We start from the raw sequence: 25,056 nt of genomic DNA, 5'->3' as shown, positions 1-25,056 counted from the left end.
GCCGGTTCGCAATGATCACGCGGATTCCATTTCCCGCACCATTCCGAACCAGCTTCCCAAATACGAGACTGCACACGGCCTGGCGGATCACATCAACCGCGCGACGTCGTTGAACACAGCGAGCGCCATCAAGGTCACCAACAATCCAACGCCCAGACGCTGTGCAATCTCCCCAAAACGCTCCGGCACCGGGCGCCCAGTCAAAACTTCCAGCGAATAATACAGCAAATGGCCGCCATCCAGAACCGGTATCGGGAGCAAATTCATAACACCGAGGCTGATGCTGACGACCGCAATGAACGATAAATAGCTCGCCAGGCCGATACGCGAACTCTGGCCGGCATAATCGGCGATCGTGATCGGGCCCGTCACGTTCTTCCACGAGACTTCGCCGACGATCATCCGGCCGATCATCTTCACCGTCAGCACGCTGGTATCCCATACCTTGCGCACGGCCTTCACCACCGCCGCGAACGGGGCGTCGGTCACGACGATCATATCCGGCCGGCCCAGCAGCTCCGTCCTGATCTTACCGACTGTTACACCGTCTTTACCGGCCGCGCCTTCGGGCACGACGGCCAGCCGCAGCAGCGCGCCGTCACGGCGCACGTCCAGCTGCAGGGTGCGCCCGGCCGCCTGGCGGATCGCCGCCGTGAAGGCACCGATGTCCTCCACCGGCGCGCCGTCGATCGCGACGACCTGGTCGCCCGTGCGCAGGCCGGCACGGGCGCCGGCGCCGGCCGGGTCGACCTTGCCCAGCACGGGCGCCGGCAGCCACACCCCGATGCCCAGCGCGCCAGGCACGTCGTCGTCCAGCTCCACCTCGCGCAGCGCCTGCGCGGGAATCGTGATCGCATGGCGGCCGCGCTCGGGGCGGTCGACGTCGATGCGCGCGCCCTGCCCGTCCTTCGCTTCGACGGCCGCCTGGATCAACTGCCAGCGCAGGTCGGACCACGCGGCCACGCGCGTGCCGTTCACGGCCACGACGACGTCGCCGCGGTCCAGCCCCGCCAGCGCGGCCGGCGTCCCGGCGGCCGGCTCGGCGATGCGCGCCGACGGCTCCTCGATGCCGTGCATGAAGAGGCCCGCGAACAGCACGATCGCGAGCAGGAAATTGGCGATCGGCCCGGCGGCGACGATCGCGATGCGCTTGTAGACACTCTGGCGAGTGAACTCGCGCTTCAAATCCGCATCGGGCAGCTGCGAGACGTCCTGCTCGCGCGCGTCGAGCATCTTCACGTAGCCGCCCAGCGGCAGCGCGGAAATGGCCCATTCGGTCTGGTCCGGGCCGATGCGGCGCGACCAGACGACGCGCCCCATGCCGACGGAGAAGCGCAGCACCTTCACGCCGCACCAGCGCGCCACGAGGTAGTGGCCCAGTTCATGGAACACGACCAGCGTGCCCAGTGCGAGGAGGAAGGCGGCGAGGGTCTGCAGGAGGTTGTTCATCGGGCGCCCTCTCAGGCGGTGGCGGCCTTCAGCGGCTGGCCCAGCGCGGCGATCGCGCGGCCGGCGGCGGCGCGGGCCGCGGCATCCTGTGCTAGCACGGCGTCGACCGACGATGCCGGGCCGTGCGGCAGCTCGTCCATCACGGCCGCGATGACGCGGTCGATCTGGCGGAAGCCGATGCGCTCGTCGAGGAAGGCCTGCACGGCGACCTCGTTGGCCGCGTTCAGCAGCGCCGGCGCGGTGCCGCCCGCCCGCAGCGCATCATAGGCCAGCGCCAGGCACGGGAAGCGCTTGAAGTCGGGCTTCTCGAACTGCAGCGTGCCCACCTGCGTCAGGTCCAGCTGCGCGACGCCCGAAGCGATGCGCTCCGGGTACGCGAGCGCATGGGCGATCGGCGTGCGCATGTCCGGGTTGCCCAGCTCCGCGAGCACGGAACCGTCTTCGTACGACACCATCGAGTGGATCACCGACTGCGGGTGGATCACCACTTCGATACGGTCGGCCGGTGCGCCGAACAGCCAGTGCGCCTCGATCACTTCGAGACCCTTGTTCATCATCGTCGCGGAGTCGACCGAGATCTTGCGGCCCATGACCCACTTCGGATGCTTGCAGGCCTCGGCCGGCGTGACGGCATCGAGCGTTTCGACGGCCCGCTTCAGGAACGGCCCGCCCGATGCGGTCAGCAGGATCTTCGTCACGCCCGCGGGCGCCAGCTGGCGGCCGTAGTTCGCCGGCAGGCACTGGAAGATCGCATTGTGTTCGGAGTCGATCGGCAGCAGCGTGGCGCCGGATGCGGCGACGGCATCCATGAACAGCTGGCCGCTCATCACCAGCGCTTCCTTATTGGCCAGCATGACCTTCTTGCCGGCGCGGGCGGCGGCCAGCGTGGGCGCGAGGCCCGCGGCGCCGACGATCGCCGCCATCACGGCATGCACGCCGGCCGCGCTGGCGATGTCGCACAGCGCCTGCTCGCCCCATGCCACTTCGGTGTCGAGCTCCATCGCGCGCAGCAGCGCGGCCAGCTGGTCCGCCGCCGCGGCGCTGCCGACGACGGCCACCTTCGGCCGGAACTGGCGGCACTGCGCGGCCAGTTCGTCGACGCGGCTGTGCGCGGACAGCGCGTACACGCTGTAGCGGTCCGGATGGCGGGCGATGACGTCGAGCGTGGAGACGCCGATCGAGCCGGTGGCGCCAAGGATGGTGATGTGTTGCATATTCATTTCCTTCGAAACTTGCTAAAACCGGTCGCGGCCAGGCGTGGCGCCGCAGACAGTGCCCTTTGCACGGCAAGGCGACACAACAACGCTGCGGCCGGTTTTAGCATGTTTCCTATAGCCAGCCGCCGATCAGTGCGGCGATGGGCAGCACCGGTACGAGCGCATCGATGCGATCGAGCACGCCGCCATGGCCAGGCAGCAGGTTGCTGCTGTCCTTGAAGCCGGCGCGGCGCTTCAGCTGGGATTCGAACAGGTCGCCGACGATCGATGCGGCGACGATGACGGAGAGCGTGGCCAGGGCGATGCCCCAGCCCAGTTTCGCCTGCATGCGCACGGCGAAGGTATCCTGCAGCCACGGCTGGTATGGCGCGGCAAGGATCGTGATCGAGGCCAGCACCAGCACGGCGATCCAGCCACCGACGGCGCCTTCGACGGATTTGCCGGGCGAGATCGATGGCGCCAGCTTGCGCTTGCCGAACTTCTTGCCGGCGAAGTAGGCGCCGATATCGGCGATCCACACGATCGCCATCGCGGAGACGAGGTACAGCGCGCCGATGTTGAACAGCACGAGGATCGCGACGAAGCACGCCACCAGCGTGGCCGCGTACACCATCGCCAGCAGCGTGTTGCCGTAGCCTTCCAGCGGCGGCAGCCCGATCTTCAGCGACGGCGCAAAGCGCAGCAGCCAGATCGCGACGCCCAGCGCCAGCCAGAAGCGCGCCTGCAGCAGGCCGTCGTTGAAGAAGAACGTCCACGCGAACGCCGCCGTCCAGAACGCGGCGATCACGATCGGCAGGCGCAGCTTGAACAGGCGGAAGGTTTCCCAGGCGGCCGCGCCGAACGCGAGCGCGACGACGACCTGCACCGCCGGCAGCGAGCCGGAAAACAGCACCGCCACGAGGACGACGAACAGGATGACGGCGGTAATGATCCGGGTCTTCAGCATGCGCAGGATATCTCTTGTTATTTTTTCAGTTGTTCGCCGGTGCGGCCAAAGCGGCGCTCCCGGTGCTGGTAGGACGCGATGGCCTCATCCAGCTTCTCGGCCGTGAAGTCGGGCCAGTACGTGTCGGTGAAATACAGCTCCGTGTACGCCAGCTGCCACAGCAGGAAATTGGAGATGCGTTCCTCGCCGCCCGTGCGGATGAACAGGTCCGGCTCCGGCGCATAGGCCATCGCCAGGTGCGGCGCGAGCTGCTCTTCGGAGAAGTCGGTCGCGCCCGGATGGGCCGCCACCATCTTGCCGATCGCCTGCATGATATCCCAGCGCCCGCCATAGTTGGCGCACACGGTCACCGTCAGGCGCGTGTTGTTCGCCGTCTTGCGCTCGGCCGCTGCGATCATGTCCTGCAGCTTCTGGTCGAAGCGCGTCAGGTCGCCCACCACCTTCAGGCGGATGTTATTGGCATGCATCTTCGCGACTTCGCGTTCGAGCGCCGTGACGAACAGGCGCATCAGCAGCGACACTTCCTCTTCCGGCCGGCGCCAGTTCTCGGAGCTGAACGCGAACACGGTCAGGTATTCGACGCCGCGCAGCGCGCAGGCCTCGACCACGGTACGCACCGCCTCCACACCCTTGACGTGCCCCGCGACGCGGGGCAGGAAGCGCTTCGTGGCCCAGCGGCCGTTACCGTCCATGATGATCGCCACATGGCGCGGCACGTTCGGCACGTCGGGCACCGCAGTCGTCGAACTCGTATATCTCATTAGTAACGCTTTAATGCCAAAAGATGAACTTTACAAAAAAAACCGGTGACAGGCACCATATTTCGAGAAACTTTCTCACGTAGGTGCCTGTCACCGGTTTTCGGAAGCCTTAAACGGTCAGGACTTCCTTTTCCTTCTCGGCCACGATCTTGTCGATGTCGGCGATCGCCTTGTCGGTCAGCTTCTGCACGTCGTCCTGGGCGCGGCGCTCCTCGTCTTCCGAGATGGCCTTGTCCTTGACCAGCTTCTTCAGCTGTTCGTTGGCATCGCGGCGGATGTTACGGACGGCGATCTTCGCATCCTCGGCCTCGCTCTTGCACAGCTTGACCATTTCCTTGCGGCGCTCTTCCGTCAGCGGCGGGGTCGGCACGCGGATCGTGTCGCCCTGTGCGGACGGGTTCAGGCCCAGGTCCGCATCGCGGATCGCTTTCTCGATCGTCGCGCCCATCTTCTTCTCGAACGGCGTCACGCCGATCGTGCGGGCGTCGATCAGGGTCAGGTTCGCGACCTGGTTGATCGGCGTGGGGTTGCCGTAGTAGTCGACCGTCACGTGGTCCAGGATGCCGGTGTGGGCACGGCCCGTGCGCACTTTTGCCAGATCGTTCTTCAACGTTTCCAGCGATTTGGTCATCTTGTCCTGGGCGTTCTTTTTAATGTCGGCGATAGACATTGCTGCTCTCCTGTTACGAGATTGAATTTTATCTATTATGAATGATGGGGCCTGCCGGTGCAAAACCGGCATCGAAAACGCTGCATGCGTCGCCGTTACGCCCCGGGGCAGTACAAAACCGTCGCGAGCGGCAGCAGTTTCGGTTGAGAAACGGAGCTGTACTTAAGTACAGCGAGTACCGGAGACCGAAAATGCAACGCGCAGCAGGTTTGGCACGCCCCCACCACTCAGACGTGGACGAGGGTGCCTTCTTCTTCGCCCATGATCACGCGCATCATCGCGCCAGGCTTGGTGATCGAGAACACCTTGATCGGCAGTTTCTGGTCGCGGCACAGCGCGAACGCGGTGGCATCCATCACCTGCAGGTGCTTGGCGATCGCGTCGTCGAAGCTGATCGAATGGTACAGCGTGGCGTTCGGGTCCTTCTTCGGGTCGGCGCTGTAGACGCCGTCGACCTTCGTGGCCTTCAGCACGATCTCGGCCGACACTTCCGAACCGCGCAGCGCGGCGGCGGTATCGGTCGTGAAGAACGGGTTGCCGGTGCCGGCGGCGAAGATGACGACCTTGCCCTCTTCCAGGTACTGCAGCGCCTTCGGGCGCACATACGGTTCGACGACCTGCTCGATGCCGATCGCCGACATCACGCGCGCGGTGACGCCGACGTGGCGCATCGCGTCGGCCAAGGCCAGCGCATTCATGACGGTGGCCAGCATGCCCATGTAGTCGGCGGTGGCACGGTCCATGCCCTGGGCGCCCGGCGCCACACCGCGGAAGATGTTGCCGCCGCCGATCACGACCGCCAGTTCCACGCCCAGTTTCGCGACCTCGGCCACGTCGGCGACCATCCGCTCGATCGTGCCACGGTTGATGCCGTAGGCGTCATCGCCCATCAGGGCTTCACCGGACAATTTGAGGAGGACGCGCTTGTAGGCTGGTTTTGACATGAGCTGGGGCTCCTAAGTAAATGTATTCGGTGACATTCCGGCGGCAATGATAGCGTAATGCCAACTCGCGCCGGGTATTGCTGCAGCCGTTGGCCTTGTGGGGACGGCTGGGGGGGGAGCTGCGGCGAGGCCGGCGGCGGCTGAAGGAAAACCAGGAGCGACCCCTGGGGTCAGACCCGGCGGGTCTGACCCCGGCTTCTGCCTTTGGTTTTGCTGACAGCCGCGGCACCTCGGCCTCGTTTGCAACTTCCCTAAAAAAACGGGCCTTGCGGCCCGTTTTCCAATTACGCTCCTTTCGAAGCAGCCATCTGGGCTGCCACTTCGGCTGCGAAATCGTCGACTTTCTTCTCGATGCCTTCGCCCACCACGTACATGGTGAAGCCCTTCACGGACGCGCCGGCGGCTTTCAGCATCTGCTCGATGGACTGCTTGTCGTTCTTCACGAACGCCTGGTTCAGCAGCGACACTTCCTTCAGGTACTTCTGCACGGAACCTTCCAGGCGCTTCGCAACGATGTCCGGCGACTGGGCCGGCTTGCCTTCGGCAGCGGCCTTGGCCGCATCTTCGTCGGCCTTGGCCTGGGCAACCGAGCGCTCTTTCTCGATCAGTTCAGCAGGCACCTGGTCCGAGGACAGTGCCACCGGCTTCATCGCGGCGATGTGCATCGCGACATCCTTGCCCACCTGGTCGTCGGCGCCTTCGAAGTCGACGATGACGCCGATCTTCGTGCCGTGCAGGTAGGAAGCCAGCTTGCCCGTCGTTTCGAAACGCTGGAAGCGGCGGATCGACATGTTCTCGCCGATCTTGCCGACCAGGGCGGAACGCACTTCTTCCAGCGTCTGGCCGGATTCGGTCGGCAGCGCCAGCAGGGCAGCCACGTCGGCCGGGTTCTTCTCGGCGGCCAGCTTGGCGGCGGTGTTGGCCAGGGCCAGGAAGTCGTCGTTCTTGGCGACGAAGTCGGTTTCGGAGTTCACTTCGACCAGAGCGCCGACGTTACCCGAAATGAATGCCGCGACAACGCCTTCGGCCGTGATACGTGCGGAAGCCTTGGCTGCCTTGCCGCCCAGCTTAACGCGCAGAATCTCTTCTGCCTTGTCCATGTCGCCGGCCGCTTCGGTCAGGGCCTTCTTGCATTCCATCATCGGTGCGTCGGTCTTCGCGCGCAGTTCGCCGACCATTGCTGCGGTAATCGCTGCCATATGTTTCTCCTGTTATTCGGTGGGGTTGCCGGGGCGGCGCCTTGCGGCAGCCTGCTCATCCGGCGGGTCGTTAAAAAAAAGGGGAGCTGACGCCACCCCTTTTAACAGCCTATTGTTTAAAGCTGATGTCCACGAGGGACACGAGAGCAATTAAGCCTGCTCGTTCACTTCCACGAACTCGTCGCCGGATGCCGTCTTGATCGACTCCAGGACTTCAGCGGAGGCGTTGGCACGGCCTTCCAGGATCGCGTCTGCCACGCCGCGGGCGTACAGGGTGATCGCTTTGGAGGAGTCATCGTTACCAGGGATAACGTAGCTCACGCCTTCAGGCGAGTGGTTGGTATCGACCACGCCGATCACCGGGATGCCCAGCTTGGCAGCTTCGGTCACGGCGCCTTTGTGGTAGCCGACGTCCACGACGAAGATTGCGTCAGGAACGCCGCCCATGTCCTTGATGCCGCCGATCGACTTTTGCAGCTTGTCCATCTCGCGACGGAACAGCAGTGCGTCTTTCTTGGTCAGCTTGTCCACGGAACCGTCTTCGACTTGCGCTTCCATGTCCTTCAGGCGCTTGATCGAGGTCTTGATGGTCTTGAAGTTGGTCAGCATGCCGCCCAGCCAGCGCTGGTCGACGTACGGAACACCTGCGCGCTGTGCTTCGGCAGCGATGATGTCGCGTGCCTGGCGCTTGGTGCCCACCATCAGGATCGTGCCACGGTTAGCAGCCACTTGGCGGATGGTCTTCATCGCCTCCTGGTACATCGCCATGGTTTTTTCCAGGTTGATGATGTGAATCTTGTTGCGGTGGCCGAAGATGAACGGAGCCATCTTTGGGTTCCAGAATCGGGTTTGGTGACCGAAGTGGACGCCGGCTTCCAGCATTTCACGCATCGTTACAGACATTATTTACTCCAGGGTTGGGTCTGGAACCTGCCCAGTCACCCTTGCGGGCACCCTTGCAGGGCGGGTTCGAGTTTATAAAAAAGTAGGAATTTTACAACTTTGCAGGGATGGATCCGAGCAACCCGAGATTCTACTATGAGGTTCCTTACCAAGCAAGTGCAGCTAACTACCCCTCCCACTGCGACGATACTGACACATCAATTTCAACTAAAATTACCTCTCTACAATGCCAGACCCGACCAATCGTGACCGCTCATCCATCGTATGAGGAATTAGCCTCATCCATAAGCAAAGCCCTCGAGATCGCTCGCCACGTTGCCGAGCCATATCTCAGTCGACTGTCGATGGCTGAACAGCCATCGGAACTGCAGCAACTGATTCAATCATACAACTTATTGCACTCGCAGCTAGAGCAATCTATACGCCAGAGAAAAAGAAGCGAACTATTACACCAACAGCTAGAGCAGCTGATTGACGCTATTCGGAACCTTATATCACACGCCGTTAATTCAAGTGACACAGATTTTTCGGACCTTCAGCCAGTTCTATCTAAGCTTAGCTTAGACGCAGCCCAATCAATTTACTTCGATACGTTAAACCCTTCATCCGGAACTACCAATACCGGTATGGTTGTGAGCACAGCAACGGCGCCTGAGATGGATCACTTAGATACACTGAGAGAAGAGATAGGAAAAGTCGGCACAAGATTAGAATTACTTGAGCAAAGGATCAGTAGTGCCGAAAATTTCATCTCACGCTCCATCGATCCGCTAATCGAGAAGGAGCAACGCCTCAATGAGACTTTTGACACAACTATGGCTGAGATACGACGTCGGCAAACAGAGGTAGAGTCCTTGGTTTCGGTTGTAGCAAACACGGCTACCGCTGGCAGCTTCGCTGGCGTAGCTACAAAGGAAGAGGGCGTCGCTAATCTTTTTCGCGTCCTCGCAATACTCTTCATGTTGTTAGCTCTAGTGTTCGCTGGTTACTCGCTTCTAGAAGCAGCCAAGACACCACTCAACTTACAAGCTTCGGCATTTCGCCTAGCTTTCGCAATTATGCTTAGCATACCAGCAGCTTATTTGGCGAAAGAATCAACAAAGCACCGAAGACAACAGCACCTACACCTACGGGTAGCTCTCGAGTTAACTGCCCTCGGTCCGTTTTCTGCAAGCCTGCCATCTGAGACTCAAGATAGACTGAAGGAAGATATTGCGCGCCGAATTTTTGGGCGAAATCAACCAGAACTGGGCGCCGCAGATTATTTCCCCATAAATATTCAGGACTTTCTTCTCGCGTTTTTACGAAGAGAAAAAGAAAACTCCAAAAAAGCTGACGGCGGCTAGCGCTTGGGGAAAGCGAAGTGAAGTAGGTCTGTTGATCATCCGTTCACTTGACGCCGGCCTGTGTTGTCTGGAACAGGTGCAGTCGCGACAGCGTAGGCCTTGACAAACTATTGCAGACTGGCCGACCAAGCGTCCGCACCAAGTATACGGCGGTGACCGCATCCTAGCCACATCTTGCGCCACATCGCAGGGGTCTGCGAGCGAGGCAGTAGGGACGTCGGCTAAAACGTCAGCTTGACGATGCCCCTTTGGCCCCTATACATCCGCGGTTAGGCAGAGTGGATGCTCTCCAATTTTTGTACGGCCTGGTCTAAATCGACTCTGGCAGCAAACCGTCGGGCTCCTGCCTATCGTCCCACCAGGTACAGCAGCCGCGTTCCCACGGGAACTCGGTCACATGCTTTAAACTACGGCGCACTTTGCCACAGCATCTGGATTCAAATTGCGTATCTACCGTTTACGGGAGACAGCGCAAGGGCGCACAACATGGCAGCAACGGGAAGCGGGCGGCTAGTCCCCATGCCCGTGGATCGAGTGAACTAAGCTTCGGCGGCATGATACGCGACAGCGCTGCCAAAACCACCAAAGCGCAGAAACCAGGCCCCAATGCATGGCAGTCGAGGCCTTAGAACCGATACCGCCCCGTCACCCGCACATTCCTCGGCCCACCTGGCAAATTCAAATTCGGCGAACTGCCGTGCCCCGACACGATGTACTCGCGATCCAGCAGGTTGTTCACATTGACCTGCAGATCGACGGCGCCGATCTTGTACCCCACCATCGCATCCACCCGCGCATAGCCCGGCAAGGTCACCGTATTGCCCGGATTGGCAAAGCGCGATGCGACCGCGTTGACGCCCAGGCCCGCGCGCCAGCCGCCGCCGAACGACTTCGCCAGCCACACGTTGCCGCTGTGCCGCGGCGTCAGCGTCGCGCGCTTCCCTTCGATCGGCACGCGCTTGATCACGTTGTCGCTGCTGTCGAGCGCGGGCGACGACGTCACCTTCGCGTCCAGGTACGAGTAGCCCGACCACACTTCCCAGCCCTGCCCCAGCTGGCCCGCCAGGGTCAGTTCCAGGCCGTCCGAGCGCTGCGTGCCGACCGGTACCAGCAGGTTCGTCACCGGGTCCGTGTACTTGATATTGGTGCGCTCCAGCCGGAACAGCGCGGCCGTCGCCGACACGGCGCCGCCCAGGAAGTCGAACTTGCCGCCAACCTCCTTGTTCGTCGTCTCTTCCGGCGCGATCTGGGCGTTGTTGGCTGCCAGCGCAAAGGCTTCGGCGGATGGCTGGAACGATTTGCTGTACGACGCGTAGTACGACTGGGCGGCCGTCGGCTGCCACACCAGGCCGGCACGCGGGCTCCACGCCGTGTCGACGCGGTACAGGTTCGGCTGGCCGGCGCGGCGTTCGCGCGTCTCCTGCTCGAAACGGTCGTAGCGCACGCCCGCCAGCGCCTTCCAGTTGGCCGTCAATTCCACGAGATCCTGCACGTAGCCGCCGCGCGTCGTGAAGATGCCAAGGTTGTCGGTCGACGGTGCCGTGTCCACCTTCAGCGGCAACACCGGCAGCACCGGGTTGAACAGCGCGACGGTCGCGACGTTGTTGCGCGAACGGTTCACCTGGTCCTTGTTCTGCTTGCCGAACTCGACGCCGTACAGCAGCTTGTGCGTCATGCCCGCCAGGCTCGCCGTTTGCGTGATTTCGGTCTGGTTGAACCAGCCGTCCTCCTCGCGCCGCAGATTCGTGCGGTTCAACGACGCGGTTTTCGCCGCTTCGTTGACGCTGCCCACCAGCGTGTTGTTGCGGTCGAGCGTGTAGTCGTACTTGCGGAACGCGTTGCGTACGCTCAGCGTCTCGCTGAAGCGGTGCTCCAGCGTGAAGCCGCCAGCCGTGACCTCGGCCTGCGAGAAGTCCGCGTCGCGGGCGTTCGCGGCGCCGTAGTACGTGCCGGCCGGCACGCTCACGGGGCGGCCCTGGTACGACGGGATGCCGAAGTCCGTCACGCGCCGGTCGGACAGGTGCTCAAGCTGCAGCAGCAAGGTCGTGCTCGCGCCCAGCGGCAACAGCAGCGACGGCGCGATCGCATCGCGTTCAAGGAACTGCTGGTCACGATAGCTGTCCGAGCGCTCGATTGCGCCGGTGACGCGGAACGCCATGCCGTTGTCGCCCAGCTTGCGGGCGATGTCGACTTCGCCACGGCGCTGGTCGTGGCTGCCGACGGTGACCGCCACTTCGCTCGTGTCGCTGCCCGGCTTCTTGGTGATCCGGTTGATCAAGCCGCCGGACGAGCCGCGGCCGTACAGCACCGCCGCCGGCCCTTTCAGCACTTCGATCCGTTCGATATTGGACAGGTCGCGGAAATACAGCGCATCGTCGCGCAGGCCGTCCACGAACTGGTCGGCAATGGCCGAGAAGCCGCGCAGCGTCACCTGGTCGCGCTGGCCGTCGCCATGCGACAGGCCGACGCCGGGAATCGACTTCATCGCGTCTTCCATCGACAGCGCGCGCTGGTCGCGCAGCAGCTGCTCGGGGATCACGTTGACGGTCTGCGGAATGTCGCGCAGCGGTGCGTCGATCTTCAGCGCGCTAGTGGACGTGGATGGGTTGTACGGCGCGGCGCCCTTGCCCGTGATGGTGACGACGGCATCGACGGCACCCGCCGGCTCGTCGAGCGGCGCGGTGGCAGCGATCGCGGTGTGGAACTGCACAGCCAATGCCGCGGCCAGCGCGATCGGCGTCTTTCTCAACATCATTTTCACTCTCCCTGTTTGGCGCACCGCGTTCGGTCCACAGTCGGACTCACGCAAATGCGAATCGTTATCGTTTGCATTATCCCACGCTTGCAATTTGATAACAAGGAACTCATCAGGAAGGATCGGGGATTTCGATGATGCGGATCATGCGCGGGAATCGGGCGGCATCGCACGTGGGCGCGGCGTATGCTGCGCGGGTGACTACTGCCGAGAGCTAGAGAGAGGACCATCATGGAATCGAGCCGACTGGAAGAACTGGAGCGCGGCCTGCACCAGGCACTGCGTCTGCTGGAGCGCGACGAAGGCCGCGCGACAAGCGCCCTCCCCGCCGACCACCCGGCCGTGCGGGCAGCCGAAGCGTGCGAGCTGATGCTGCCCGAAACGCTGACGGCCGCTGCGTTGGCGGAGGCGATCCGCCACAAGATCGATGTCGTGCAGGTGCTGCTGGCCCGCTCCCGGGCCCATGAAAGCCTGCCCGAGGATGCCCGGCTGGCAGCCGACGAGGGTTATCTTACGGCGACGGACGGCGTGCCGAAGGATGCGCCGGAGCTGCGCTGACGTCGCGGCCGCACCACGGATGCGCGGCCGCGGTCTTTGCTACCTCGGCATGCGCAGCTCGAGGATGTTGCTGTCGAAGGTGGTGTATTCCTGCGTCCACGTCGCTCCGCCATCCTGCGACGACCGAATCGTGAGTACGCCGCTGTCGCCCTGGTCGTACAGCAGCACGGTGCCCGACTTCAGCGCCGCCATCATGCGTGCGTACTCATGCGGCGGACGCGGCGTCCACGTCTTGCCGCCGTCGCGGCTGGCCTGCAGCTCGACCTTGCCGAACGTGTCGACGGAAGCGTACATCAGCATCGTACCGTCCGGCAGCTGCAGCACGGGCGACCTGATCACCTTGAGATTGCTGCCCGCTTCCGTCCACGTGCGACCATCGTCGTTCGACACGTAGGCATTCCCGAACATGTTCATGCGGCCCTTGATCGTCTCGACGCTGAGCAGGCCGTTCGGGCTGACTTGCAAGTCCACCAGGCGGCGGCCGTCCGGCAACGGGTGCTTGCTCCACGTACCGCTGGCGAAGTCGTAGCGTTGCATCGGCCCCTTGTACAGGCTGTAGGCGAAGCCCGTCCGCGTCGTCCAGATGAACATTTGCCGCTCGCCGCCCCAGAATGCCGCCTTGACGCTTTCGCGGCCGATGGGTTTCCAGTCGCCGCCTTCCAGCCGCGTGGCGTGGAAGAAGGTGATTTGGTCGCGATCCTGGTGCGCCACGTACCAGCCAGCGCCGGCATTACCGGCGATGCGCAGCAGGTTGCCGGGCGGGAGGTTGCCGGTGTCGACCGGAGTCAGCGCCGTCGTCCCCGGCACGTGCTTCAGCAATGCGCCGAACTCGCCGACAGCGAGCAGGTCCGCGTCCGGCAAGGTGACCGGCAGCACGCACAACAGCGATTCGATGCCCGGGCCGCGCAACGTGCTCCACTGCGCATGCTTGTCGCGTACCAGCACGGCGCCGAGGCGGCTCGCGGCGACGACGCGGCCGTCATCCATCTCGGTCATGCAGTCGGCCCCCACCGGGCGCGCCAGCGCATACTCCTCGACATGATCGTCGGCCGGACGCGCACCGCTCCAGCCGCCGCGCACCGGCACCGCGAACAGCCGGGCGTAGTCGGGCGAAAAGCGTTTCAGCAGGTCGGCGTTCGACTGGACGAGCGCGCTGCGGCCGTACAGCACCTTGCTGTTCAACGGTGTGACGATCAGCCGGCCCAGGTCCACGGGCGCGTCGGCCGTCACCGTGATCTTGCCCAGCGAGCTGGCGCGGTGGCCCGTCACGTTCAGCTTCTGGTTGCTGCGCACGTCCACGAGTTCCGAGAACATGTAATTGCCGGCCGGCAGGCTGCCGACGAACAGCGCCGTATCGCGCGCCATGCCCGGTGCGACGCGGCGCAGCTCGAACTTGTCGATCGTCAGGGCCGCGATCGGATTCCCCGGCTCGGAGAACCGGGTCAGGCGGATCGTATCGAACCCGCGGATCTGGCCCGTATTGCTGGTGATGCTCACCACGACGGGACTTTGCCCCGGGGCGACCGGGCCCTTGGTCGGGTCGGTGGCGATCGTCTTGGTGACACAGCCGGCGAGCATGGCTGTCAATGCAAATGCCGCGATCAGGCGCACAGAACGCGCTAGGTTAAGTTGTTTCATGAAACTTCTTGGTTACAAAAAGAAACAAGTGTAGCGCGAGTGTTGCAATACGGAAATATATATTTCATAAATAAAGGGTCAAGTGTTGCGAATGAGGCAGTCCGTGACCGTCGGGCACCGATGCGCGAAGTCCGCAGGGTTTCCGTTGGTCCCCGCCAGTGGGCCCGCTACAATGAAGTTGCGCACAGTCAACTTCCGTCAGATTGAAGCGCGTAACCTGCTCCGTAGTTCAGCCCAAGGAGCGATCATGGTTACCGAAGCAGCCACACCTTCCGCAAACGCCGGCATGCGCATGAGCCCAGCGGCACGCACACGCATGCGCGATACCGAAAAAGTCATCCGGCACTACTACAACGACATGGGCAAAGACAAGGGAAACTGCACTTGGGGTGCCGGCATTCTTGCTCACCGCGGCGTTTGCAGCGAGGAGGAACTCGCCCGAAAGGTCAGCGACAACGAAGTCAACAAGGAATTCGACAAACGCGTCGGGCAAGCCGAAAGTAATGTCAGACGGGGAGTCGATAGAACCGCGCTCACCCAGGACCAATTCGATGCTCTTGTGAGCCTGACCTTCAATGCAGGGTGTGGCAATGCCAGGGACGTATATGTCCTGGCCAATAAGGGAGATTTCGCTGGTGCCGCGAAGCTGATTTCAGGCATGACCAGTGTGCAAATTAACAAAGGCGGAAAGAAGAAGTACGTGGTCGCACCGGGCCTGGTGAAGCGTCGTGCCGAAGAGAGCGCCCCGTTCCAATCGGACAGCGATAACGAGAGGGCTGAAAAATGAACTGCTCTGTTGACAATCACGCGAGCCGGGCCATGCGAATTATCATTGGGGCGCTTGCCTTCTGCGCACTCATGACGCAGCCTGCCCTCGCGGACGCGAGCGATGATCCGCGCGATCTCAGCGTCATCGGCAAATGGAAACTGACCTCGGTGCTCGACTATGCCGAGATCGCATCGCTCGACGAACGGGGAGCACGCAAGCTGGTCGGGAAAATCGCCTCAATCAGCGAAGCGAGTTTCAAGTTGGGCACGCGCGTTTGCGAGGATCCCGATCTCTCGGCCGAGTGGGTCGAACCCGAATTGCATCTGCGCGATCAGGTGCATGCAAGCGCGGAGAATCTCCGGCTTCCCAATCCCGTGACCGTGATCGACCTCACCTGCACGATCGCCTATGTGCGCGACAGCGATCATCTGGTCATCTTGTGGAAGGGCGTGCTGTTCGACACGGTAAGGGTCAAAGCTGACGCAACCGGCAAAAAAGCCCGCCAACCGCAACCGCGGCCGGCGGGCAAGGCTGAACCCGATAAGGTCCAGAGGGCCCTCATGCCGTTCGAAGCGCCTTAGTACGGCCGGCGCATCGGAACGTCCGGCGCGTCAGCGCCGGAACGCCTGGCGCATTAAAAGGCCTGGCGCATTAGAAAGCCTGGTTATAGCGCACGTAGAAGAACCGCTCCAACGGCAGGTTCGGATCGACCGACGTACCCGACGACTGGCCCGAGTACGTGATGCGCGGCGCCTTGTCGAACAGGTTGTTGATGCCGACGATGATCTTGCCCTTCCACGCCGTTGCGTAGCCCACCGACAGGTCGCTGTAGGTCAGCGAACCGAGGCGGTTGTAGCCGGTGCCGAAGCTCGCCTCGCCTTCCGGGTTCGAGCACTCGACGTCCGTATCCCAGCACTCGTCCTTCACCGCGCTCTGGTAGCGCATCGTGTACGTGGCGTTCCAGTTACCCCGCGTCCAGTCCAGCGACAGGTTCGACTTCAGGCGGTTGTAGCCGTACTCGCCCACGTAGCTGACCCAGTCGGAATCGGCCGTGCTCTTGATCTTGTACGACTTCACCCACGTGGTATCCGAACGCAGGTTGAACTGGCCGTATTGCGAACGTGGGAAGCGGTATTGCAGGCCCAGGTCCAGCCCTTCCGTCTCGAGCGCGCCCAGGTTCATGTTGCCGCGCGAGAGGCTCGTGATCTGGCCGGTCGAGTCGCGCTTGATGTTGTCGCAGAACGCCTGCACGCCGTACAGGTAGCACTGCTCCAGCGTGTACTTGACGGACACGGACGTGATGCGGTCGTCCACGTGGATCTTGAACCAGTCCAGCGACGTGGTCAGGCCCTTCACGAACGACGGGCTCCACACGAGGCCCAGCGTCTTCGTCGTTGCCGTTTCCGGGCGCAGGTTGCCGTTGCCGACGCCGGTGTCGAACGCGTACGGCGTTTGCGAGCCGCCCGTGCTCGTGATGTAGGCGCCGGTGGCGTTCACCTGGCGGAACGTGGCCGGCACGCCGGCCGCGGCGCAGCTGGAGGCGACGGCGGGGTTCGTCGCGGCCTGGCCATAGCGGCTGTCGCAGATGTCCAGGTACGTGTCGTACGATTGCGAGCCGCCGCCGAACGTGTCGCCCAGCGCCGGCGCGCGGAAGCCCTGCGCCCACGTGCCGCGGGCCAGCAGGTCGTCGACCGGCTTCCACATGAACGACACCTTGCTGTTCGTCGTGCTGCCGAAGTTGCTGTAGTCGGAGTAGCGCGATGCCAGGTCCAGCGACAGCGACTTGACGAGGAAGACGTCCTTCACCAGGGGCACGTTCGCCTCGATGTACGCTTCCTTCACCGTGTACTTGCCGATCGTCGAATACGCGGCCAGGTCGGTCGAGTAGCCAGATTGTTCGAACTGGCCCGGCTCGTCGTAGCCGCTGACGGAGCGGTGCTCCAGGCCCGCGGCGATGCCGACCGCGCCCGCCGGCAGCGTGAACAGCTCGCCCGTCACGTTGGCCGTGGCGCTGTTGACGGTGCTGCCGTACGTGCCCTGCCCCACCGACATGATGTAGTCGAGGCCCGCCTGCGTCGAGGCGCCCGGACCGCCCAGGATATCGAACGGCACGCATTGCGACAGCGGGATTGGGCTGGCCGCCGTACCGCACTGCACGACGCCGCTGGCGTTCATGAACGATGGCCCGAGTGCGTTCTTCAGGTTGATCAGGTTGATGTTGCCGGTGCTGTGCGTCGTGCCGCGCACCTGGCTGTGGTTGTAACCCACGTCCCAGTTCCATTCATGGCCCAGCGCGTTGAAGGCGCCCGAGAGCGTGGCGTCGACGTGCAAGGTCTGGTTGCGGTTCTCCGTCACGCGCGGTACCTCGACGAGGCGGCGGTAGAAGAACAGGTCCTGGCCGTTCCCGGCGCCCAGCGCCTGGTTGCCGTACGGGTTGTAGTAGCTGTCCGCATCCACGTAGACGGGGTAATTCGACTTCGTCAGGCTGTTCAGCGGGTAGCCGGCGTTCTGCGTGCTCGACGTGCGCTCGGCGAACATCGCCGTCGTCGAGAAGTGCATGTCGTTCGGCAGTTCCAACGTGCCCTTGGTGAAGATCGACGTCAGGCGCACCGGTGCCTGGAACATCATCTGCGAGGTCGAGTTGTACTTGTCGTCGCCGTTCGTCGACACGTAGTCGTGGTAGTTCGCGATATTGTTCGACGCGCTGCCGGTGCCGGGGTTCGCCCAGGTGCCCGTGTGGTTCAGGTACTTGTTGAAGCCACCCGCCGCGGCCGACGTGACGGACGCGCCGGTCGGCCCCACGGCCGTGATGCGGCCGAATTCGCCGACGCCGAGGCCGTCGGTCGCGTGATCCGGGCCGTACGTGGTGGACGTGATCGCGCGGTCCTTTGCCCACACGGTGCCCTGGCTGCTGTGGGTCAGGCCGAACATCAGCGAGCCCTTGTCGCCATTGACGCCATACGACAGCGAGAAGTCCTCGTTGTCGCCGTCGCCGGACTTGTTCTGGCCCTTGTAGATGGACAGCTGGCCGCCGTCCAGGCGCTTCTTCAGGATGATGTTGACGACGCCGGCGATCGCGTCGGAGCCGTAGATCGCCGACGCGCCGTCCTTCAGCACTTCGATCCGCTCGATCATCGAGCTCGGTACCGTGGAGAGGTCCGTGTAGCCGTCGACCGTCTGCGTCCAGCGCTTGCCGTCCACCAGCACCAGCAGCCGTTCCGAACCGAGATTGCGCATGTCGATGAACTGGCCGCCCATTTCGCGGTTCGACGTCAGGGTGGCGCCCTTGCTGAACGCGGGCGGCGCGGCGGCCGTCAGCTGGTTCAGGATGTCGCCGACGGTGACGAGGCCGGTGCTCTGGATCTGCTCGGCCGTCACCTTCAGCACAGGCTGTGCGGTTTCCAGGTCGACCTGGCGAATGCGCGAGCCGGTGATTTCGACACGGGCCGGGGTATCGGACGCGGCCTGCTGCGCCAGCGCGGCGTAGCTGTGCAGCGCCAGCGCGACCGCCGCGGCAGTCTTGGTACGTTGATGCATGGACTTCTCCAAAAAAGTGCTCGTTATGTCCCTTGTGGGTGCTCTTTCCAACCTCCGCCAACGCGGTGTTTGCGCGCCAGCAGACTTGTCATCAGAGCACTTGCACAATGCAAGTGTCAACGCGGCAACTTTGCGTATTTGCTGTCAAAACCACACTACTTAGCTTTACATCTGTAACAACTGCGGCGATCTCGCGGCAGTTGAAGTTGGCGGATTGATATTGGAAGGAGGATTCCGGCTGTGCAGCGACGACTTTCCCGGAAACACTTGTAAGACCACGTAAAGCAACACCTGTAACAAGTTACAAACTGCCCCGCGAGCGCGGGCCGATGAGGGAAACTACTTATTGCGCAGCGCCGTCCCAGCAACGACAGCCCAAAAACAATCGCTGGGCGGGGCCTTGTGGTATCCTGAAACCCCTCCATATACCATCCACTTGGATGGTGAAAGAACTTATGCCCGACATCAAACCCCGCCCGACCGACTCCGAAAAAATCACGATCAACCTGTTCCCCGTCGACCTGGGCCAGATCGACCTTCTCGTGCAGCAAGGCTTTTATGCGAACCGCTCGGACCTGATCCGCACGGCGATCCGCAACCAGCTGAACCAGCATGCGGACATCATTCGCCAGACCGTCGAACGGAACCGGCTGGTCCTGGGTCTGCAACATATTTCGCGGGCCGAGCTGGAAGCGCTGCAGGCGGAAGGCGCGATGCTGAACATCCGCGTGCTCGGCCTCGCATCGATCGCGCCGGACGTCACGCCGGAGCTGGCGGCCGCGACGATCGGCTCGATCGCCGTGCTGGGCGCGCTGCATGCGAGCCCAGCCGTGAAGGCGGCCCTGGCCGGGCGCATCACCTGACAACCCATCATCGGTGGCCACGGCTGCCGGACCCGCTGCTACGACGCGGCATATCTATGGAAGGCACGTCATGAAACCCGATCCCGAAATGATGGCCCGCTTGCGGGCCGCAACCGAGCAGCTGATGAAGGGCGGCCCGCTGGCCGCCACGGCTGCGATCCAGCAGGCCTTGGCAGGTGGCGCCGCGCCAGCCACTACGCCCGACGACGCACTCGACGGCACCGATGCTGGGACTGCGCACGCGACGCTGAAGGACTTGAATGCGCCGCCCACCTATGCGCAGGCGCGCAAACGCGCAGCATCCGCACGCCCACAAGCGCAAGCGGCGCCCGACACCGGCCCGAGCGCGCAACCCGACATCGGGGGATGGCTGAAGAAGGCCGGCATCAAGCTACCCGAAGGCCTCGCGACAGGCGACCTGGCGGGCGCGCAGCCCGACATGTCCGAGTGGCTGAAAAAGGCAGGCATCAACCTCCCCGAAAGCCTGGCGACGGGCGACTTGCCGGGCGTGCGCAAGCGCCCTCCTCCGCCGCCGTTGCCGGAGGGCGCGCAGTTCCTCAGCGCCAGCTACACGTGCACGGCCGGCACGCGCGGCTACAAGCTGTACATCCCAAGCACCTATCGGGGCCAGCCGATGCCGCTGATCGTGATGCTGCACGGCTGCACGCAGGACCCGGACGATTTCGCGGCCGGCACGCGGATGAACCAGGTTGCCGAGGAAACGGGATGCCTGGTCGCGTGGCCCGCGCAGTCGCAGCAGGCGAACAGCTCGCGCTGCTGGAACTGGTTCAGCGCCGCCGACCAGCAGCACGGCCGCGGCGAACCGGCGATCATCGCCGGTATCGCCCGGCAGGTGATGGCCGAGTATGCAGTCGATCCCGCCCAGGTCAGCATTGCCGGCCTGTCCGCCGGCGGTGCGATGGCGGTCGTCGTCGGCGCGTTGTATCCGGATGTGTTCAAGGCGGTGGGCGTGCATTCCGGCCTGCCGTTCGGCGCGGCCCGCGACCTGCCCTCGGCGTTGCAGGCGATGAAGCAAGGCGCGCCAGGCGGGGACAAGCGCGGTGGGCCGCCGCTGATCGTCTTCCATGGCGACAAGGACGGCACGGTGCACCCGAAGAACGGCGCGGCCATCCTGCAGGACGGCTTGCATCGGCACGGCACCGACTCCGAAGTGGTGCGGGGCAAGGCCACCGGCGGGCGGCGCTACACGCGCACCGTGTACCAGGGCGGCGACGGCACCCCGCGTGCGGAGCACTGGGAACTGCATGGCGGCGGCCACGCGTGGGCCGGCGGCAGCGCCAGCGGCAGCTACACGGATCCGACCGGGCCGGATGCGAGCCGTGAGATGGTGCGATTCTTTGCCGCCGTGACGGCAAAGCGCCAGCCCTAAGTTCCGCCACTGCACAGCTGGCTATTGCGCCATCTCAAAGGGTATAAGGATCGCCAGTAAACGCTGAACGAATCGGCATAGAGTTCACCGAGGAAATGTCTTTTCCACAACTCGGGAGCCCTATGCAGATCCTGCTCGCAGCCGCGGCGGCGGCCCTCCTCACGCAACCCGAATGCTCGTGGAACCGTCCGGGCGCGGATCCCTACCGGGGCACCGTGGCGGCAGCCCTCGAGCGCTACCGCGACATCCCCCGTGCCGACCGCGTGCGCATCGCCGAACGCATCGCCGCCGGCACGCCGGATGACGACGTTCGCATCGGCCGCGACACCATCGACGGACAGTTCCGCTACCGCGACGAAATCCGCGACATGCACTTCGGCGGCAGCGCCACGCCGCCCCGGCTGTGCCGCGCCGTGAACCGGCATGCCTGGCGGGCCGATCACACGGAGCCGGCGGCCGTGTACTGCAGCGGCGAGCATTGCGTCGTGATTCCCCGCGTCTGCGGCAACGTCAGCCGGATCGAGCGCATCCGGCCGAAGGTGCCAGTGACGGTGGACATCACGCTGCCCGCGCCACCGCCCACCGTCCCGAGCCCGCAGCCGTTCGACTGGGCGACGGGCACCGAACTGGGGCTTGCCGACCACCCGGTGCCCGCCGAACCGGAAGACGAAACGCCGCCGCCGGCGCGCGATCTGGTGCAGCCCACGCCGCCGCTGGTCTGGCATACGGACCCGGTGCCGCCGGCGCCGGTGCCGGAACCGTCCGGATGGGCGATGCTGGTGACGGGCCTGGCCGCCTGCGCATGGTGCGTGCGCCGGCGCCGCTGCCGGTGACACGATTGTCGCGCCCATAAAAAAACCGCCGGGCGAACCCGGCGGTTTTTGTTCCAGTCAGGCCGTTGCCGGCCTTGTTCTGTATTAGAACGACTGGTTGTAACGCACGTAGAAGAAGCGATCCAGCGGCAGGTCCGGATCCACTGCCGAGCCCGACGAGTTGGTACGGTACGCGATGCGCGGCTTCTTGCCCCACACGTTGTTGATACCGAACTGGATCTTGCCTTTCCACGGGGTCGCGTAGCCGACGTTGACGTCGGAGTACGTTACCGAACCCAGCTTGTTGTAGGCGCCGAAGCTTGCTTCGCCATCCGGGTTCGAGCACTCGACACCCTCGGCGGAATCCCAGCAATCATCCTTCACGCCCGACTGGTAACGCATCGTGTACGTTGCGTTCCAGTTGCCCAGGTTCCAGTCCAGCGACAGGTTCGACTTCAGGCGGTTGTACAGGTACTCGCCGTTGTACTCGACCCAGTCGGTGTCCGCGGTCGACTTGATCTTGTACGACTTGACCCAGGTCGATTCCGAACGCACGGTGAACTGACCGTAGGCGTTACGCGGCAGACGGTAGTTGATGCCGAAGTCGACACCTTCCGTCTCCAGGCTGCCCAGGTTCAGGTTGCCACGACGCAGGTTCGTGATCTGGCCGGTTGCGCCACGCGTGACGTTGTTGCAGAAGTCCGAAACGCCGTACAGGTAGCACTGCTCCAGGGTGTACTTGGTCGTCACGTCGACAATGCGGTTCTCCACCTGGATCTTGAACCAGTCGATCGTCGCGGTCAGGCCCTTGACGTAGGACGGGCTGTACACCAGACCCAGCGTCTTGCTCTTCGCCGTTTCCGGACGCAGGCTGTTGTTACCCACACCCGTATCGAACGGGAACGGGGTCTGGGAGCCGCCACCGGCAACCGGTGCGCCGGTCGCGTTCACCTGACGGAAGCCCGTCGGCACGCCCGCAGCCGCGCAGCGTGCTGCCACGGCGCTGTTCGTCGCTGCCTGGCCGTAGCGGCTGTCGCAGATGTCCAGGTACGTGTCGTAAGAAGCGCCGCCGCCGCCGAACGTGTCGCCCAGTGCCGGGGCGCGGAAGCCTTCAGCCCAGGTGCCGCGTGCCAGCAGGTCGTCGATCGGTTTCCACATGAACGATGCCTTGCTGTTCGTCGTGGAGCCGAAGTTGCTGTAGTCGGAGTAGCGCGATGCCAGGTCCAGCGACAGCGACTTGGCCAGGAACACATCCTTCAGGACCGGGATGTTCGCTTCCAGGTACGCTTCGCGCACCGTGTAGCGGCCGCGGGTCGTCTTCGCGCCCAGGTCGGTCGAGTAGCCGGATTGCTCCAGCTGGCCCGGCTCGTCGTAGCCGCGCACTTCACGGTGCTCCAGGCCGCCGGCGAAGCCGACGCCGCCTGCCGGCAGCTGGAACAGTTCGCCGGCGATGTTCGCCGTCGCGCTGTTCACGGTGCTGCCGTAGGTACCCTGGCCGGTCGCGAACACGTAGGCCAGCGCTTCCGGCGTGGCGGCGTTCGGGCCGCCGATGATGTCGAACGGTACGCACTGCGACAGCGGGATCGGGCTGGCCAGGGTACCGCACTGCACGGCGCCGGCGTTGTTCTTGAACGACGGGCCCAGCGCGTTGCGCAGGTTCAGCAGGTTCAGGTTACCCGTGCCGTGCGTGGTGCCGCGCACCTGGCTGCGGTTGTAGCCGACGTCCCAGTTGAAGTCGCGGCCGATGGCGTTGAATTCGCCCGACAGCGTCATGTCGATGTGCATCGTCTGGTTGCGGTTCTCCGTCACGCGCGGCACTTCGATCGTGCGGCGGTAGAAGAACAGGTCCTGGCCGTTGCCGGCGCCCGCGACGGAGTTGCCGTACGGGTTGTAGTAGCTGTCCTTGCTGATGTAGACCGGGAAGTTCGCCTTCGTCAGGCTGTTCACCGGGTAGCCGGCGTTCTGCGTCGTCGACAGGCGGTCCGCGTACATGGCCGTCGTCGAGAACTTCATGTTGTTCGGCAGGTCGATCGTGCCCTTCGTGAAGATCGACGTCAGCTTGACCGGTGCCTGGAACATCATCTGGCTGGTCGAGTTGAACAGGTCGTCCGGTGCGCCGCTGCCGTAGTTGTGGTAGTTCGCCGGGTTGCGCGAATCGGCGCCGACGCCCGGGTTCTGCCACGTGCCGGTGTGGTTCAGGATCTTGTCGATCGTGCTGCCGGCGGCGCCGCTGGCGGTCACGTTACGGATACGGCCGAACTGGCCGACGCCCAGGCCGGCGGTGTCGTGTTCCGGGCCGTAGGAGGTCGACGTGATCGCACGGTCGCGCGCCCACACGGTACCCTGGTTGCTGTAGGTCAGGCCGAACATCAGCGAAGCCGTGTCGGAAGCCGCGCCGTAGGTCAGCGAGACGTCGTCGTTGCGCGCGTCGCCACCTTTGTTGATGCCGCGGTAGATGCTCAGCTGGCCGCCTTCGAGCTTCTTCTTCAGGATGATGTTGACGACACCGGCGATTGCGTCGGAGCCGTAGATCGCCGAGGCGCCATCCTTCAGGATTTCGATGCGCTCGATCATCGACGACGGAACGGTCGAGATGTCGGTGTAGCCGTCGACGGTCTGGGTCCAGCGCTTGCCGTCGACCAGCACCAGCAGGCGCTGCGCGCCTAGGTTGCGCATGTCGATGAACTGGCCGCCCATTTCGCGGTTCGACGTCAGGGTGGCGCCCTTGCTGAAGGCCGGCGGGGCCACGGCGGTCATCTGGTTCAGGATGTCGCCGACGGTGATCAGGCCGGTTGCCTGGATCTGCTCTGCGGTGACCTTCATGACCGGCTGCGCGGTCTCCAGGTCGACCTGGCGGATACGAGAGCCCGTGACTTCAACCCGCTGCAGCGGCTCGGACTGGGCTTGTGCGAGGGCCAGCGATGGCAGTGCCATGGCGACCGCAATCGCGATCTTGGTGCGTTGATGCATGACTTCTCCAATAAACACTTGGGGTACCTTTTCAGGCGCTCTCAATCTCTGCCGTTTTAATGATTCTTTGTAGGAACATGTCCCGACAGGATTTGCCATAAGAACACTTGCAAAACGCCAACGTCAATACAAATCGTTACGATTGTTCAGATCGTGCATTTTTCGAGGAACCGCGCAGATCGGCCCTTTTCCGGGCCGATCTGTAATGAACTGGTGCAAACCCACACCTGCCGGACGAACAACCCGCTTGCAAAACGGACGTAAAAAGCGTGAAGTTAGGTAAAGAATGGCGACAAGTTGCTACATTTTTTCCGTTCGGAAAAAGTTAA

At 63.5% G+C, this 25,056-nt stretch carries 19 protein-coding genes; 7 read left to right on the top strand and 12 right to left on the bottom strand.

Features of this window, described 5'->3' with window-relative positions:
• Positions 1–87 precede the first annotated feature (87 nt).
• From rseP to rpsB, 8 genes are all read right to left on the bottom strand, one after another.
• Positions 88–1,449 (bottom strand): RIP metalloprotease RseP, encoded by a 1,362-nt coding sequence (gene rseP / locus IP92_RS06745; protein WP_145873759.1) that lies wholly within the window; start codon positions 1,447–1,449, stop codon positions 88–90.
• Positions 1,450–1,460: 11 nt separating this feature from the next.
• Positions 1,461–2,663 carry a 1-deoxy-D-xylulose-5-phosphate reductoisomerase gene (gene ispC, locus IP92_RS06740; RefSeq protein WP_145873758.1) on the bottom strand — a complete coding sequence of 401 codons (1,203 nt, stop codon included), beginning with the start codon at positions 2,661–2,663 and terminating at the stop codon, positions 1,461–1,463.
• A gap of 115 nt (positions 2,664–2,778) precedes the next feature.
• The gene (locus IP92_RS06735; RefSeq protein WP_145873757.1) at positions 2,779–3,612 is read right to left on the bottom strand and encodes a phosphatidate cytidylyltransferase; all 834 of its coding nucleotides are present in this window, start codon (positions 3,610–3,612) and stop codon (positions 2,779–2,781) included.
• 17 nt (positions 3,613–3,629) lie between these two features.
• Positions 3,630–4,373, bottom strand: coding sequence for a polyprenyl diphosphate synthase (gene uppS, locus IP92_RS06730; RefSeq protein ID WP_145873756.1), 744 nt, complete (start codon positions 4,371–4,373; stop codon positions 3,630–3,632).
• A gap of 109 nt (positions 4,374–4,482) precedes the next feature.
• Entirely contained in the window at positions 4,483–5,043 is a 561-nt protein-coding gene (frr, locus tag IP92_RS06725) for a ribosome recycling factor (RefSeq protein ID WP_145873755.1), read from the bottom strand.
• Positions 5,044–5,270: 227 nt separating this feature from the next.
• Entirely contained in the window at positions 5,271–5,987 is a 717-nt protein-coding gene (gene pyrH, locus IP92_RS06720; protein ID WP_145873754.1) for a UMP kinase, read from the bottom strand.
• Between the two features lie 284 nt (positions 5,988–6,271).
• Positions 6,272–7,186 carry a translation elongation factor Ts gene (gene tsf / locus IP92_RS06715; RefSeq protein ID WP_145873753.1) on the bottom strand — a complete coding sequence of 305 codons (915 nt, stop codon included), beginning with the start codon at positions 7,184–7,186 and terminating at the stop codon, positions 6,272–6,274.
• A 150-nt stretch (positions 7,187–7,336) separates the two neighbouring features.
• Positions 7,337–8,089 carry a 30S ribosomal protein S2 gene (gene rpsB, locus IP92_RS06710; RefSeq protein WP_145873752.1) on the bottom strand — a complete coding sequence of 251 codons (753 nt, stop codon included), beginning with the start codon at positions 8,087–8,089 and terminating at the stop codon, positions 7,337–7,339.
• A 344-nt stretch (positions 8,090–8,433) separates the two neighbouring features.
• Here rpsB and IP92_RS06705 point away from each other — a divergent pair, with 344 nt between their 5' ends.
• Positions 8,434–9,435, top strand: coding sequence for a hypothetical protein (locus IP92_RS06705; RefSeq protein WP_145873751.1), 1,002 nt, complete (start codon positions 8,434–8,436; stop codon positions 9,433–9,435).
• Between the two features lie 625 nt (positions 9,436–10,060).
• On the opposite strand, the gene IP92_RS06700 is transcribed toward IP92_RS06705, so the two are convergent.
• On the bottom strand, positions 10,061–12,190 hold the full coding sequence (locus IP92_RS06700) for a TonB-dependent receptor (RefSeq protein ID WP_145873750.1): 2,130 nt from the start codon (positions 12,188–12,190) through the stop codon (positions 10,061–10,063).
• 231 nt (positions 12,191–12,421) lie between these two features.
• Between IP92_RS06700 and IP92_RS06695 the strand changes: the two genes are divergently transcribed.
• A complete protein-coding gene (locus IP92_RS06695) occupies positions 12,422–12,748 on the top strand; it encodes a hypothetical protein (RefSeq protein WP_145873749.1) in 327 nt (108 codons plus the stop codon).
• 39 nt (positions 12,749–12,787) lie between these two features.
• On the opposite strand, the gene IP92_RS06690 is transcribed toward IP92_RS06695, so the two are convergent.
• Positions 12,788–14,386 (bottom strand): sialidase family protein, encoded by a 1,599-nt coding sequence (locus IP92_RS06690; RefSeq protein ID WP_145873748.1) that lies wholly within the window; start codon positions 14,384–14,386, stop codon positions 12,788–12,790.
• 247 nt (positions 14,387–14,633) lie between these two features.
• On the opposite strand from IP92_RS06690, the gene IP92_RS06685 reads away from it, so the two are divergent.
• Positions 14,634–15,173 carry a lysozyme gene (locus IP92_RS06685; protein ID WP_229418665.1) on the top strand — a complete coding sequence of 180 codons (540 nt, stop codon included), beginning with the start codon at positions 14,634–14,636 and terminating at the stop codon, positions 15,171–15,173.
• A gap of 32 nt (positions 15,174–15,205) precedes the next feature.
• Entirely contained in the window at positions 15,206–15,736 is a 531-nt protein-coding gene (locus tag IP92_RS06680; RefSeq protein WP_145873747.1) for a hypothetical protein, read from the top strand.
• Positions 15,737–15,806: 70 nt separating this feature from the next.
• On the opposite strand, the gene IP92_RS06675 is transcribed toward IP92_RS06680, so the two are convergent.
• The gene (locus IP92_RS06675) at positions 15,807–18,692 is read right to left on the bottom strand and encodes a TonB-dependent receptor domain-containing protein (RefSeq protein WP_145873746.1); all 2,886 of its coding nucleotides are present in this window, start codon (positions 18,690–18,692) and stop codon (positions 15,807–15,809) included.
• Positions 18,693–19,147: 455 nt separating this feature from the next.
• Here IP92_RS06675 and IP92_RS06670 point away from each other — a divergent pair, with 455 nt between their 5' ends.
• The 3 genes from IP92_RS06670 (at position 19,148) to IP92_RS06660 (ending at position 21,778) form a co-directional block, all read left to right on the top strand.
• Positions 19,148–19,555: a ribbon-helix-helix domain-containing protein gene (locus tag IP92_RS06670; protein ID WP_145873745.1), complete on the top strand. Its 408-nt coding sequence runs from the start codon at positions 19,148–19,150 to the stop codon at positions 19,553–19,555.
• 70 nt (positions 19,556–19,625) lie between these two features.
• Positions 19,626–20,945: an extracellular catalytic domain type 1 short-chain-length polyhydroxyalkanoate depolymerase gene (locus IP92_RS06665; protein WP_229418664.1), complete on the top strand. Its 1,320-nt coding sequence runs from the start codon at positions 19,626–19,628 to the stop codon at positions 20,943–20,945.
• A 122-nt stretch (positions 20,946–21,067) separates the two neighbouring features.
• Entirely contained in the window at positions 21,068–21,778 is a 711-nt protein-coding gene (locus tag IP92_RS06660; protein WP_158206680.1) for an MHFG family PEP-CTERM protein, read from the top strand.
• A gap of 84 nt (positions 21,779–21,862) precedes the next feature.
• On the opposite strand, the gene IP92_RS06655 is transcribed toward IP92_RS06660, so the two are convergent.
• Positions 21,863–24,727 carry a TonB-dependent receptor domain-containing protein gene (locus tag IP92_RS06655; RefSeq protein WP_145873743.1) on the bottom strand — a complete coding sequence of 955 codons (2,865 nt, stop codon included), beginning with the start codon at positions 24,725–24,727 and terminating at the stop codon, positions 21,863–21,865.
• Positions 24,728–25,056: the final 329 nt, after the last annotated feature.

This window comes from Pseudoduganella flava (assembly GCF_007830495.1).
Taxonomy (GTDB): Bacteria; Pseudomonadota; Gammaproteobacteria; order Burkholderiales; family Burkholderiaceae_D; genus Rugamonas; species Rugamonas flava.
Note: the sequence above shows the minus strand (reverse complement) of the source record. Positions and strands in the feature narration are given on the sequence as shown.